Source organism: Roseobacter sp. (genome assembly GCF_045106495.1).
In the GTDB taxonomy this organism is placed as follows: Bacteria; Pseudomonadota; Alphaproteobacteria; order Rhodobacterales; family Rhodobacteraceae; genus Roseobacter.
In genome coordinates, this window is sequence record NZ_JBGCEQ010000015.1 from 39,431 (window position 1) to 53,147 (window position 13,717).

14 protein-coding genes are annotated in these 13,717 nt (G+C 52.2%); 6 read left to right on the top strand and 8 right to left on the bottom strand.

From position 1 onward, the window contains the following. Window positions 1–94: 94 nt before the first annotated feature. The 4 genes from AB8B75_RS11335 to AB8B75_RS11350 all read right to left on the bottom strand — a co-directional run bounded on the left by AB8B75_RS11335 (window position 95) and on the right by AB8B75_RS11350 (window position 3,299). On the bottom strand, window positions 95–892 hold the full coding sequence (locus AB8B75_RS11335) for a S49 family peptidase (protein ID WP_405362312.1): 798 nt from the start codon (window positions 890–892) through the stop codon (window positions 95–97). 69 nt (window positions 893–961) lie between these two features. Then, on the bottom strand, window positions 962–1,723 hold the full coding sequence (locus AB8B75_RS11340) for an ABC transporter permease (RefSeq protein ID WP_405362314.1): 762 nt from the start codon (window positions 1,721–1,723) through the stop codon (window positions 962–964). Further along, on the bottom strand, window positions 1,720–2,658 hold the full coding sequence (locus AB8B75_RS11345) for an ABC transporter ATP-binding protein (protein WP_405362316.1): 939 nt from the start codon (window positions 2,656–2,658) through the stop codon (window positions 1,720–1,722). Before AB8B75_RS11345 ends, AB8B75_RS11340 begins: the two co-directional genes overlap by 4 nt. Before the next feature lie 116 nt (window positions 2,659–2,774). Next, window positions 2,775–3,299: a CoxG family protein gene (locus tag AB8B75_RS11350; RefSeq protein WP_405362317.1), complete on the bottom strand. Its 525-nt coding sequence runs from the start codon at window positions 3,297–3,299 to the stop codon at window positions 2,775–2,777. Between the two features lie 123 nt (window positions 3,300–3,422). On the opposite strand from AB8B75_RS11350, the gene AB8B75_RS11355 reads away from it, so the two are divergent. Then, window positions 3,423–4,400: a DMT family transporter gene (locus tag AB8B75_RS11355; RefSeq protein ID WP_405362319.1), complete on the top strand. Its 978-nt coding sequence runs from the start codon at window positions 3,423–3,425 to the stop codon at window positions 4,398–4,400. An 18-nt stretch (window positions 4,401–4,418) separates the two neighbouring features. Here AB8B75_RS11355 and AB8B75_RS11360 read toward each other — a convergent pair whose 3' ends face one another. After that, window positions 4,419–5,381, bottom strand: coding sequence for an NADPH:quinone oxidoreductase family protein (locus tag AB8B75_RS11360; RefSeq protein WP_405362320.1), 963 nt, complete (start codon window positions 5,379–5,381; stop codon window positions 4,419–4,421). Window positions 5,382–5,524: 143 nt separating this feature from the next. Next, window positions 5,525–5,971 carry a hypothetical protein gene (locus tag AB8B75_RS11365; protein ID WP_405362321.1) on the bottom strand — a complete coding sequence of 149 codons (447 nt, stop codon included), beginning with the start codon at window positions 5,969–5,971 and terminating at the stop codon, window positions 5,525–5,527. Window positions 5,972–6,024: 53 nt separating this feature from the next. On the opposite strand from AB8B75_RS11365, the gene AB8B75_RS11370 reads away from it, so the two are divergent. Beyond that, window positions 6,025–6,690 carry a DUF1045 domain-containing protein gene (locus AB8B75_RS11370; protein ID WP_405362323.1) on the top strand — a complete coding sequence of 222 codons (666 nt, stop codon included), beginning with the start codon at window positions 6,025–6,027 and terminating at the stop codon, window positions 6,688–6,690. 390 nt (window positions 6,691–7,080) lie between these two features. Beyond that, the gene (locus AB8B75_RS11375; protein WP_405362324.1) at window positions 7,081–7,209 is read left to right on the top strand and encodes a hypothetical protein; all 129 of its coding nucleotides are present in this window, start codon (window positions 7,081–7,083) and stop codon (window positions 7,207–7,209) included. A gap of 111 nt (window positions 7,210–7,320) precedes the next feature. Here the strand turns inward: AB8B75_RS11375 and AB8B75_RS11380 are convergent, their stop codons facing one another. Together AB8B75_RS11380 and AB8B75_RS11385 are read right to left on the bottom strand one after the other, a co-directional pair. Next, on the bottom strand, window positions 7,321–7,533 hold the full coding sequence (locus AB8B75_RS11380) for a hypothetical protein (protein ID WP_405362326.1): 213 nt from the start codon (window positions 7,531–7,533) through the stop codon (window positions 7,321–7,323). Between the two features lie 1,102 nt (window positions 7,534–8,635). Next, the gene (locus AB8B75_RS11385) at window positions 8,636–10,231 is read right to left on the bottom strand and encodes a GMC family oxidoreductase (protein WP_405362328.1); all 1,596 of its coding nucleotides are present in this window, start codon (window positions 10,229–10,231) and stop codon (window positions 8,636–8,638) included. A gap of 107 nt (window positions 10,232–10,338) precedes the next feature. Here AB8B75_RS11385 and AB8B75_RS11390 point away from each other — a divergent pair, with 107 nt between their 5' ends. The 3 genes from AB8B75_RS11390 to AB8B75_RS11400 all read left to right on the top strand — a co-directional run bounded on the left by AB8B75_RS11390 (window position 10,339) and on the right by AB8B75_RS11400 (window position 13,717). Next, window positions 10,339–11,571: a TRAP transporter substrate-binding protein gene (locus AB8B75_RS11390; protein WP_405362329.1), complete on the top strand. Its 1,233-nt coding sequence runs from the start codon at window positions 10,339–10,341 to the stop codon at window positions 11,569–11,571. 119 nt (window positions 11,572–11,690) lie between these two features. Then, on the top strand, window positions 11,691–12,359 hold the full coding sequence (locus tag AB8B75_RS11395; RefSeq protein ID WP_405362331.1) for a TRAP transporter small permease: 669 nt from the start codon (window positions 11,691–11,693) through the stop codon (window positions 12,357–12,359). Continuing rightward, complete coding sequence (locus AB8B75_RS11400) at window positions 12,359–13,717, top strand: TRAP transporter large permease (protein WP_405362333.1); 1,359 nt, start codon at window positions 12,359–12,361, stop codon at window positions 13,715–13,717. Before AB8B75_RS11395 ends, AB8B75_RS11400 begins: the two co-directional genes overlap by 1 nt.

Genomic DNA, 13,717 nt, shown 5'->3' on the forward strand with positions numbered 1-13,717 from the left:
AGACGTTTCCCACCCAACCAGTGCATCTTACCAAACATGGCCAATACGCCAATGACGACCAGAAAAAGGGAGACAATCTTGAAAATCATTGAGGTTACAGGCCGAACTGCGCGAAGGCAGCGCGCTCTTCGATGCTGCTTATGGCATCACCAAAGATACGGGCGCTGAAACGGGACAAAATAGATTTGCGCAATCCATAGCGGCGAAATTTGACCTTTTCGCCGAAGCGATCTGTCATCATTGGTTTCAAATGGCCGATGCCGTCTATCAGTCCAAGTTCGGTTGCGCGCCGTGCAAGCCAGACCTCACCCGTGAAAAGATCGCGATCCTCTGGCAGCTTGCCTTTTCGACGCGCAGTGACGTGATCCTTAAAGTTGGTATGGATGTCATCCAGCAGCGCTTTCAGACGCTCCACATCTTGGGGGTTCTCGGGCCGAAAGGGATCCAGCATGGATTTGGACTTGCCTGCGGTATAGACGCGCCGCTCGATCCCCTGGCGCGACAAAAGCTCATGAGCGCCAAAAGAAGCAGAAATCACGCCGATCGAGCCAACAACGGAACTGTCATCTGCATAGATTTCATCGGCTGCAGCGGCCAGCCAATATCCGCCCGAAGCTGCAACATCTTCGACAAAAGCGATAACTGGCACTTCTTTTTCCTCAGCCAACCTGCGGATTCGAGCCCCGATCAACGAAGATTGTACCGGGCTGCCGCCGGGTGAATTGACTTCCAAAACCACAGCGGCGGGTTTTCCGCGCGAAAATGCTTTTTCAATGATTGGTGCGAGGCTTGCGTCGTTCAGAGTGCCCCGGCCTGCGGCACTGATCACACCTGACAGACGAATGATTGCGACAGTCGGGTCTGACTTGAGAAAGGGTATCCAGTGTTTCATGTCACCCCATGTAGAATGACCGCCTCAATCAAACAAGGCAGCGAACTCAATGAGTTCAAAATTGCGTCTTTATTGACGAATGCGCCAGCCGGTTTTGAAAATCCACCAGATGATGAAAAGGCACATGGAGGTGAAGCCCGCAATGGCACAAAGCGAAAGGAAAATCGGCACGTCCGCCGTGCCAAAAAACGACCAGCGAAAGCCTGATATAAGGTAAACGACCGGATTGAAGAACGAAATGGTTTGCCAAATCGGCGGCAGCATCGAAATCGAATAGAAAGACCCTCCTAGAAAAACAAGAGGTGTAACGACGAGCAAAGGTACAAGTTGTAACTGCTCGAAATTTCCGGCCCAGATGCCGATGATGAACCCTAAAAGTGCAAAGCTCAGGCAAGTAAGCAACAAGAAAACAACCATCGCAATAGGATGCGCGACGCTCACGTCGACAAAGAAAAATGCCGTGATCAAAATGATGACGCCTATAAAAAGCGCTTTGGTCGCTGCGGCCCCGACATAGCCCGCGACGATCTCCAAAAAGCTTACCGGGGCCGAAAGCAATTCATAGATCGTGCCAATAAACTTCGGAAAATAGATGCCGAAGGAGGCGTTCGAGATGGCTTGTGTGATAACGGAGAGCATGATCAGGCCCGGCACAATGAATGCGCCATAACTGACACCATCGACTTCCTGAATGCGGCTACCTATGGCCGCTCCAAAGACCACAAAATAAAGGCATGTCGACAAAACGGGCGATATGAAACTCTGCGCCAAGGTTCGAAAGAAACGCGCCATTTCGAAGAGATAGATTGCCTTGATTGCTGTCCAGTTCATTGCGTTGTCTTTTCTTCATCGTGCACCATGCCTACGAATATATCCTCAAGACTGCTTTGCCGGGTGACCACATCGCGCAGCACCAAACCAGCAGCCGACACATCCGAGAGCAGCTTGGTGATGCCGGTTCGCTCCGCGCGGGTATCATAGCTGTAGGTTAGCGTTTTGTTGTTATCGCAAAGGGTCAGATTGTATTTTGCCAAGGCGGCAGGCACGGCGTCCAAAGTCTGAGACAATTGCACATCGAGCTGTTTTTGCCCCATGCGGGCCATGAGGTCAGTCTTGTCTTCGACCAAGAGCAATTCACCCTTAGCGATGACACCCACGCGGTCAGCGATGGCCTCTGCCTCTTCTATGTAATGTGTTGTCAGCACGATGGTCACCCCATCAGCTTTCAACTCGTTGACCACATCCCACATGTCTTTTCGCAATTCGACATCCACGCCCGCTGTGGGTTCATCCAAAAAGAGTAGCCGAGGCTCATGACTAAGCGCTTTGGCGATCAGCACACGCCGCTTCATACCGCCTGACAGTTCCCGGATCTGGTTGTCGCGTTTGTCCCACAAAGAAAGCTGCTTTAAAATCCGCTCCAGCGCAGCTTCATCGGGTGGTTTACCAAAGAGGCCGCGCGAAAAGCGAACTGTGTTGATCACCTTTTCAAAGGGTTCGAGATTGATTTCTTGCGGCACCAACCCGATCATGGCACGCGCTGCGCGGTAGTCACTCAGAATATCATGACCGCCAACGGTGACAGTTCCAGACGTCGCCGTTGTGATCCCACAGACTGTCGAGATCAGTGTTGTTTTGCCTGCACCATTGGGACCTAAAAGCGCAATAATCTCACCGACCTCTATACAGAGGCTGACATCTTTGAGCGCTTCGAAACCATCGGCGTAGGATTTGCGCAGGTTTGAAATCTCGAGAATTGGTTCCATGCCGACCAGACACCCCCCTGTGTTGTTCGGATACTTACGGCGCAGACGCCAAAAACAACAGCGCACCCATGCACAGTCACCCAAAGGTTTTTGCGCGCAGACGCACTGAGTCCTGCTCAGGCCTTACCAGTCAGACGTTTAAGCCACCCCTTCTTCTCCGCTTCTGCGTCGTCGTCAGCAGGTTCATCATCTGTCGGCACCGGGCCTTCGAGCGTGTTTTGCAAGTTTGAAAAGAACTGTTCGGCCATCTTCTTTGCAAAACCGTCAATGATCCGACTGCCCAATTGCGCGAGCTTGCCACCCACCTTGGCCTCAACATCATAGCTCAGCTCGGTGCCACCATCTTTGGCGGTCATCCGCACCTCAGCGCCACCTTTGGCAAAACCAGCGGCGCCGCCCTTGCCCTCTCCGGTAATAGTCAGAGACTCGTTCGGCACCAAATCGGAAAGTGTAACGGCACCTTTGAATGTCGCTTTTACGGGCCCGACCTTTTGAACAACGGTGGCCTCAAATCCTTCTTCGGCGGAACCTGTCACGTCCTGTGCGCCCGGTACACAGGCCTGCAACACCTCAGGAGTGAGCAATGCAGCGTAAACCTCTGCGGGGCTGGCGGCGATCTGGCGGGTATCGGACATTTGCATAAGCGGGCTCCTCCAAAGCAATTTCCGTTCGTTCTAGCGCAGAGACGTCCAATGCGCCAATGCGATTTGGATCATGTCGCTTCTTTGCTCGACAGCTAACGCAGGACTGATAGGTCATGCATCATGGCAGCCCAACCTCAAAATCGCGCCGGCCCCGGCATTCTGTTTGTATTGGCCGGTGTTTTCGCGATTTCGATCAACGACATGCTGATCAAGCAATTGTCGGGCGGATACCCGCTGCATGAAATTGTTTTTCTACGTTCTGGTATCGGGATCCTCTTTTCCCTGATCATGGTGCAGATGGAAGGCGGTTGGCACATCCTGAAAACGCGCAGACCAATCCTGCATATCGTACGCGGCATGTTGATCGTCATCGCCAATATGAGCTACTTCGTGGCGCTGGCAGCCATTCCACTGGCCGACGCCACCGCTTTGTTCTTTGCCGCACCCTTGTTCATAACCGTGCTGTCCATTCCGATTCTGGGGGAAAAGGTCGGCATCATCCGCTTGATCGCTGTTTTTATTGGTTTTGTTGGCGTCGTGATCATGCAGCGTCCTTGGGCAGACGCTGAAACTCTCCAAGCATCGCGGTTTATTTTGCTGCTACCTTTGCTGTCCGCGCTAACCTATGCGCTCAACCAAATCATGACGCGCAAACTTGGTGTCGAAAGCAAGGCTTCCGCCTTGTCAATTTACATCCAAGCCACTTTCATTGTGGTTTCACTTGGCTTTTACCTGGTCGCAGGGGACGGCCGTTTCGCAGACAATACCGACAATGCGTCGATGCTGTTTCTTTTGCGCGCTTGGGTCTGGCCATCACCCGCCGATTGGTGGATCATGTTGGGGCTGGGTGCGAATGCTGCGATCATCGGCTATTGCCTGAGCCAGGCTTATCGCTTGGCGGATGCCGCGACAGTTGCCCCATTCGAATATGTAGGTCTGCCACTTGCAGTGTTTTGGGGGTGGGCCGTATTCGCGGAATTACCCGTTTGGGAAGTCTGGGCAGGTATCGCTCTGATCCTGGGCTCCGGACTGTTTGTTTTTCTGCGGGAAAGGCAAAAAGCTAGTATCATCGCGCGCGCACCTATTCGGCGCAGATGAAAGATTGCTGAATCAGGGTCAGTCGATTTTGACTACGACTTTGCCTGTCGCTTTGCGGGTTTTCAGCAAATTCAGCGCCTCATTGGCCTGCTCTAACGGTAGAACATTGCTCACATGCGGCTTGATCTTTCCCGAAACATACCACTGCGTTAGCACCTCAAAACTATCGGTCAGAACCTTTGGATTCACCCGCGTGTACCCGCCCCAGTAAAAACCGATGACCGTTAAGTTTTTTACGAGCAAGTGATTGGCCGGAATCTGCGGCACCTCGCCCGATGCAAAACCGAGTGGGATCAGGCGGGCTTCGGGGTTGCAGGCGCGCAGGGCTGCCTTGAACTGAGCACCGCCAATTGGATCATAGACGACATCGGCGCCGCCCAGCGATTTGACCACTTCGCGAATGTCATCTGTCTCCGAATTGACCAGATGATCCGCCCCCATCGCCTTGGCGACTTCCAGTTTTTCAGCGCCGCGTGCAACCGCAACAACTTCGGCCCCCATAATCTTACCCAGTTCAACAGCCGTCAGCCCAATGCCGCCAGACGCACCCAGCACCAACAAACGCTCGCCGGGTTTGAGATTGGCTTTGTAATCCAGCGCCACGTGGCTTGTGCCGTAGGCAATCAGAAATGCCGCGGCATGTTCGTCGGTCATTTCGTCCGGAATCGGCACGCAAACGTTGGCCGGAACGGCAGCATAATCTGCCAATGCGTCAAATCCACAGTAAGCCGCAACCCTTTGCCCTACCTGAAGGTTAGTGACCCCTTCACCAACCAGGGTCACAGTGCCGCAGAGTTCCATACCCAACGTGAACGGCACCTCCGGCTTTTCCTGATAGGTGCCTTTTATGATCAGCAAGTCACCGAAATTCAAACCGCATGTATGGGTTTTGACCAACACCTGCCCAGCAAGTGCGGTGGGTTTGGGAATGTCGCACAAACGGAGTGGCTGGCCGAGTTCCGTGACTTGCATTGCGCGCATTTTGATGTCCTTCAAAGGGATTTGATTTTGGGCAATCAGGCCAGAGCCTGGGCTAATTGGCAAGGCTCAATGCGCTGACAATCAGTCAACTCACCCACCGTCCATTCGACCAAACACTAAGCACGTTAGGCTTATGCCCCGCTTCACGAAAGCGTTTCATCGGCCTGCGGATACAGGTGATCCGAGATGCGCGACGCAACTTGTTGCGGCATCTTCTCAATTACATCTGCCAATTTTGAGCGCACAGCTAGGACAAGCTTCATAAAATTTACCAATGCAGCGCCAGCCCACAGAGAGTAAATCACTATGGTGATCTCATTGCACGCTGGTTCACTTTCATGTGCCAGGATGGTGATACCATGCGGCAAATCCACCATGGGCGGGGTCGTTTGGCTGTGTTCGAGGTTGTGGCCATGCAATTCGATCAAATCGGGGCTCACGGAATTACTCTCGCAGTCAATGGAACTTCGCGACAAAGACGTACCCTTATCAACCGCGATGCAGCGCGCACTAGCGATTGTCACTGATCCCGTCACATCCTGTGTTGGCAGAAAACAATTGGCATTGGCGAAGATGGTCGGCGGTGTCATGGACATGTTAACCTGAAGTGCAAAACTGAAAGAGATACGATGGGACAGGCCCTATGAACTTCACGCGCTACGGAATTTATTTCACGCCGCGCCCTGGAGCTTTTGCACGGGTCGGCGCGTCCTGGCTGGGGTGGGACATCGCGCAAGGTCAAATGATCGGCACGCCAGATGACAATGTTACCTTGCGACCACACAAATACGGCTTCCACGGCACGATCAAACCGCCTTTTCGCCTGACGGACGGAAAGACCCTTGATGATCTGCAAGCTGCGCTTGATCAACACGCAGCACTCTTGCCATCCGTCGCCCTTGAAGGTTTGACCCTATCGCGGATCGGTTCGTTTCTGGCAATGGTCCCAGTAGGTGATACCCGCGAATTGGCGGAGATGGCGGCGCAGGTAGTGCGCGGTCTGGACATCTTTCGCGCGCCGCCAGACGAAGATGAACTGGCGCGGCGCCGACGTTCCGATCTGACTCAGCTGCAAGAGGAAAACTTGAAAACCTGGGGCTACCCATACGTTATGGCAGCATTCAAATTCCATATGACATTGACCGGACCGCTGCCTCGGGCGCATTTCGGCAAGGTGATGGAGGAGGCGAGCACCCATTTTGGAGATTTGCCGCCTCGGCCTTTTGTGATCGACAGTCTGACCCTTGTGGGCGAGGCGGATGGTGGGAAGTTTCACGAAATTTATCGCTATACGCTAACCGGAAAGTAGGTCGCGACTACGCCCTCCAAAGTATCTTTGAGGGGCCGGTTTTTCTTGATGTGCACGATATTACTACCGCCAAAAGTGCGGAGATCTGGCGCGCTGTATTATGGTGCAAATGTCCTGTGCGCCTTCATGTCAACAAACTAAGCAAAGGAAATCGCTTGGAAACCTGCACTGCCCACATCGGACCCACAGCCTATCGAACGCCAGACACTCTACAAGTCAGCATGGGTTGCGGAAATAGGCTCGTTCACCATGTCTTTGCAGACGCTTGATGGCCCAGCAACGCCAAACAGCCTACTATTCATCCAAGCCATCTTCGACTCAATTTGCAACATATCTAAGCTGTGGCCGCAAACTATCGCGAACACATCAGCACTAAGGGATATTTCGAGAATGGCTGCCGCACTCGACTTTTCCTATTCGATCAACGACGGCACAAATACGCAACGTACCGGATCAAGGCGGCGGGTTGATCGTCAAGAAGCAATGCGCGAGTCGTATGAGTACATCCGCGCGCAATGAAGAACCACCGCCTCTTCGAAGCAATTTAGCGGCCGCGCAACTGACTTGGCGAACGAGACGGTTTATTTGTTTGGCATGAGGTCTAATGTTACATAAAGAGAAATCGGCAACTTAACAGCAGAGTAAACCCAAGCGATCGAGCGCTTTTTCTGCGTTTTCACGCTCAGTCGACGTGCCGTAGAGGATATCGTTGTTCAATTTGGTCACTAGCTTACTGAGCGACCGTTTTTTGATGCGCTGTTCGATGAATCTCGAAATTTCGGAATCTTCGAGTTCAAGGACATTGAGTGATGTTTTCTGATCGTTGATCCCTGCGTGCTTCATACTGCCTCCAGCCAACAATTTCTTGCGAGAATGCTAATGGAGCGCATCGGTGAGAGTCACCGATTCTTTGATGCTGTTTCACACAAAATAGTGAAATGTCCTGAGCTGCCTCCGAGGGTAGAAATTTGGTTGTTGCACATTGCCAACGGCGAAAAACACGGTGTCGCCAAATTAGTCATCGACACCAACATGGGCTGTAAGAACCCAGGCAGTGCCGGCCGGCGATAAGACAGCTTCGTTGTTGCTCTGTCCAAGTACATCAACCTGGTCGAGAGCATACTGGACAACAAGGTCCGAGTACCCTTCCGAGGCCACCTCGGATTACTTTGGGGCATCATCACATCGCCTTGCAAAACCAGCTTTTGTGTAGCCATTACATATCGAGTGACCTCAGTCGCCTGCTGGATCCGTGCAGGCACAGCCATCGGGTCGGTCTACGAAATTCGTGGCTTTTAGCTTTGGAAGCTATCTGCAAGCGCGTAAATTGTGCCTTTCGGGTCCGCTATAATACCGTGTTGCGCGGGCAAATCGCCGGCCTAGGCAATGGAATGCTCCGAAGACGCAGCAATTTCCCACATCATTGTGCCATCGTTATAAAAGAAATGGCCATGTCGTACGCCGCCATCCATGTCACCTCGTTCGCGATGGCAAATTTGTAAGCATCAATCCATTGCAAACCGCCGGGTTCGCGGGACCGTCCGAACTGAATTTGATCGAACGTAAACGCGACTCTACCGTCGGCGGTATCGACACCTTCTAGACCTACAGATCTGGTGGAGACAAGCGACAACATATTGCCATCGTCGGACACCACCGCAAGACAACTGTTTTCCTGTCACGTTTCCCCAACCTCACCCATATCGGTGATGTGCGCCGATGTTTTCTAAGTTACCAAGCCGTCAAAATTCGACGACTCCGGGAAAGAAGCGACCCGGTGGAAATTCAGTTCGGCAAACGCAATTGTCTTCGCAACGGTCGCAAGCAGTGTGCTGTTCAATAGCATTTCTTTTGTTGCTAAAGGTCCCATGGTCGTGAGATTGCGCGCAAACACACAAGCTCAAGACACGTGAACATGGCGGTCGTGTTTCAGCATTTTAAACTCTTAACTGACACCGCGCATAAGGTCAGAAGCCTTTTCCCCAATCATGATCGCGGGCGCATTGGTATTGCCGGACACGATCTCAGGCATGATCGAGCAATCGGCAACGCGCAGACCATGTATTCCGTGTACTTTCAGTTCGGCGTCGACAACTGCGTCGTCTCCGGACCCCATTTTGCAAGTACCCGTCGGGTGATAGATAGAAGCCGTATTGTTGCGCGCCCAGTCCAGGGTTGCATCATAGTCATCCAGATCCAGGCTGGCGTGCGGGCGAAACTCCTCGGAAATCTTGGATGTAAGTGGCGCATGCCGCGCGATCCTACGCGCGATATTCACGCCTGCGACAACCGTTCTGCAATCGGTCTCGGTGGACAGGTAGTTGGGAATGATTTTCGGGTATTCCCGCGGCTTAGCCGAATTCAACCTGATCTCACCTTTGCTTTCAGGTCGCAATTGACAGACCGACATGGTGAAGGCCGAGAACCGGTCAGCTCCCTTTCCCGGATTTTCCGCAGACAATGGCTGCACGTGGAACTGGATATCAGGTGTCTCCATGTCTTCGCGCGTCTTTAAGAAGCCTGTGGCCAGACTCGCCGCCATCGTCATGGGCCCGGCGCGAAACAGAACATATTTCAATCCGATCTTAGCCTGACCGAACAGGCTGCTGACCTCATCATTCAAAGTTGGCTCGTTACATTTATAAACCAACCGGGCCTGCAAGTGGTCTTGCATGTTCTTGCCAACGCCCTTGAGGTCTTTTTTCACCTCTATACCGTGTTCGGAGAGCTGTTCCCCCTCGCCGATACCCGAAAGCATCAACAATTGCGGTGAATTGATCGCGCCGCCACAAAGCACCACCTCGCGGTTAGCCTTGACGGTCTGCGACTTGCCAGAGCGATCTTTGTATGTGACGCCGGTCGCGCGACCCTCTTCAATTTCGACCTTATCCACTTGCGCATGCGTTACGATCTGCAAGTTCGGACGTTTCTTGACCGGATTGAGATAGGCGACAGCCGAACTGCACCGGCGGCCGTTGCGTGCGGTCAGCTGAAAAAAGCCAACGCCTTCCTGATCAGCGCCATTGTAGTCGGGATTGAATTTGTAACCCGCCGCCTGCGCCGCAGCCACCCAGGCATCCGTGATCGGCCGCTGGATCCGCATGTTGGACACAGAAAGCGGCCCTTTGTCCCCGTGATACTCATCTGCGCCGCGTTCGTTGTTTTCCGCCCGTTTGAACAAGGGCAAAACATCATCCCAACCCCATCCAGTATTCCCCATCTGTCGCCAGCGGTCGTAATCCTGTGCTTGGCCGCGCACATACAGCAATCCGTTCAAAGAGGATGAACCCCCCAAAACCTTTCCGCGCGGCCACTCAATGGAGCGGCCGTTCAGGCCGGGATCAGGCTCGGTTTTGTAGCACCAATCGACATTCGGATTATGGATAGTCTTAAAATATCCCACCGGGATGTGAATCCACGGGTTAAGGTCACGACCACCGGCTTCCAAAAGAATGACCTTGGTATTGGGATCCGCACTCAATCTATTCGCCAGAACACACCCAGCAGACCCTGCTCCAACGACAACAAAATCGGCTTCCATAACGTCCTCCCAAAACAACCTAAAAAAAACTCTATGCAAAAAGATAATACTATACTAGTGTTTTTTGGGACTAATAGTCTCAATAAATGACATTCAGGGAGGAAGTCATGACAATTCAAGATAAATTAGCGGGTATTTCGCGTCGCGACCTTTTCAAGGTTGCTGGGCGATACGGTTTGAGCTCGACACTACTCGCAGCAGGCGGATTTGGTGGCGCAATGAGCCTTGCAAACTTGGCAAGTGCTGCCGAATCAACCTACGAAAAACGTTTTGCGAAAGAGGCAAAATTCACGCTTAAATTCGGCGCTTCCGGTTTCAATGCGCGCAACTTGCTGATCGAGCGCGCCGGTGCATTGGAATTTGCACGCGATTTGGAAAGTCGTACAGACGGCGAGATTCGCGTCGAATTCATTGGTGACAACCAAATTTGCGGTCAAACATCTTGCGTTGAGAAAACACAGCAAGGCATCGTCGATATCTATGCAGCTTCCACACAGAACTCTGCAGGTGGTGCACCGTACCTCAACGTTCTGGATTACGCCTATATGTTCCGTAACCGTGCGGATCAGTACCACTTCATGTACTCACCAGCATCCCAGCGTCTGCTGCGTGAGCCCTATGAAAAGCGCCACGGCCTTAAGTTCCTATTCACCCATTGCGAACTTCGCGGTATCCAGTTGGGTCTGAACTTTGAAGACAAGCCAACTGTGACTTCCATCGAAGAACTTGCCGGCACAAAAAACCGTGTGACAGGCACACAACTTGGTCGAATCGCAATGGAAGCGCTCAACCTGAACCCTGTTCCGGTGGCTTGGGAAGAGACGCTAGATGGCCTAAAGCAAGGTCTGATCGATGGTGCCGAAACATGGGCATCTGCTGTTGCATATGCAAACATGGCGCCTGTTGTGTCACAGTCGGTCCATCTTAACTTCTTCTGCGGAACTGAGCATACAGCAATGTCTGCGTCCGTGTTCGACAGCCTTGGTGGTGAACTGCAGGATGCTGTGATGGAGTCATCGTATCTGGCACAGGTTCATGTTCAGGCTGCGAACGAAGTGGCGCTTATCAATACTGTTGGCCAGTCCGATCCTCAGCTTCCTGGCACAATCTTTGCTCAAAACAACGTGCGCAACGCGTTCTTGTCCGAAGAAGAGATCAAGAAAGCCGAAGAAATGTGCTCGCCAGAGTTTCAACCACAACTGTGGGAACAATGGCGCGAGCGGCTCAACGGCTGGTCCGGCGGCTTGGACACTTATCAGGAAATCTATGACGAAGTCCGCACAATCGATGGCAACACGTTGCCTGAAAATGTTGAACCTCGCCGGTGGTGGAAAGCCTAACACGGGCTTGGACGCACTATGAGATTTGGCCGACCTGAAGAGGAGTTCGGGTCGGCCCTTATTGTCTCAACAACACCACGCTATAGTGGTTGTAATCAAAACATGTGGGGGAGATCTATATGTCGATGTTGGCTGAAGCGGTGGCTGTTGTTTCTGCTATTTTATCAGGCGATACCTGGGAGATGAGAAACGCATTTGATGCTGATGGAATGTGGCTGTTTTGTTTTGTGGCCACATTGGTAGGTGGATATCTTGCGCACTGGTTTTATAAATTGGTCCCATTTTGCGAAAGACACCTTGAACGCGGTCTTTCCGTCACTGCTTATCTCATAATTGCGGCGATAATCTGTTGGGGGGTGATCGACCGGTTTGTGTTCCAGAGTCAATGGTCAGGATCGACAACGATCCCGCCCTTCCTCTTTATGGTGATGGCCTGGTTTGCCTGTTCTTATAATGTCAAACTTCGCACTCACCTTAGCTTTAGCGAATTTAGATCAAAAATGGCGCCGACCGGCCAGATGGCGACACTGACCTTGGACGCCGCCCTGTGGCTTGGTTTCTGTTGGATTGCCATCACCACATCATTGCGGTTCACAGCGCTGTCAGCTGACAACTTCCAGTTGGTAGATGGTGTCGATGACGTCATGAAATGGTGGTTCTACATTACTGTCCCAATTGCGTTTACCTTGATGTCCGGTCGCGTCATCGGCAACTGGCTGCAAGATTGGAACAACTACCGGTCTGGCAACCAGATCATAACACAAGCAGTCATCGGTGGAGACGCATAATGTCAGATGGATCATGGATTACACTTATATCGCTGGGCGTCACGGTTTTCTTCATGCTCGGCACTCCGGTTCTGCTCGTAATTTTTTACTGGGTGATCGGCGTTAGCTTTGTCATTGACCTGCCATTGTCGAATACGGGCAACGAATTGATCAACGTGTTCAGCAAAGGCTTTGCCTTGCTTGCGATGCCATTGTTTATTCTAACGGGGGACTTGATAAACCAATCAGGGATTGCGCGCCGATTATCGGATTTCGCCTATTCCTGTCTTGGCTGGCTTCGGGGCGGATTGGCGATGGCTTCTATCGCAGCATGCGGGCTTTTTGCAGCCATCTCTGGCTCAAACTCGGCCACAACAGCAACCATTGGTTCGATGCTTCATCCTGAAATGGTCAAAGGCAATTATGACGAACGCTTTTCGGCAGCAACCGCTGCTGCGGGTGGTACGGTCGGGATTATCATTCCGCCGTCGATCATATTTATTGTCTACGGGTTTTTGATGAACTTGCCGATTTCAGATCTGTTTATCGCAGGTATTGTTCCCGGTACGTTGATGGTCATCGCCATGATGCTCGTTGCTTTTGTTGTATGTACGATCAACGGCTGGGGTATCTTGATTGGCCTATCGTTCCAGCGGGTCGTCAAAACCGCTTTTGGCGCTTGGCTGGGTTTCTTTGCCATCGGTTTGGTGCTTTGGGGCATCTACACGGGCAAGTTTTCTCCAACCGAGGCTGCGGGCGTAACCGTTGGTTTTTGTGTATTCGTTGGATTGCTATGTTATCCGCTGAACAAAATCATGGGCAGCGGAGCAGACGTGGAAGTATCTGATAAAAGCTTTTTGTCGATGTTTGTCGTCGAAGGTTTCACCTTGCCAAGCGTTCCAACCATCGTGTCGCGATCTGCACAGATTACTGGTATCCTTGTTCCCTTGATTGCGGTGTCCGTTGCAATGCAGCAGGTACTGTCTTCGCTGGGCGCAAAAGAATACATTGGGGCATTTGTGACTGGTATGGGCGGCTACTACGCAGTTCTGTTCACTGCAATGGCCATTGTTTTTGTCACCGGGATGATCCTTGAATCCTTACCTGTGACGATCATCCTGGCGCCGATTTTGGCACCGATTGCGGCATCGGTTGGTGTGGACCCAATCCACTTTGCAGTTGTATTCTTGGTAGGCGCATCCATCGGCTTCATCACACCGCCCTATGGGCTCAATCTTTACGTGGCCTCTGGCGTGACGGGCGTTCCTTACTTCCGACTGCTCAGATTTTCGACAATGTATCTGGCCTCGCTAATCTTCGTTTGGTTTCTGATTGCTCTTGTGCCCAATCTGGCGCTTATGCTTCTGCCAAATTCATAG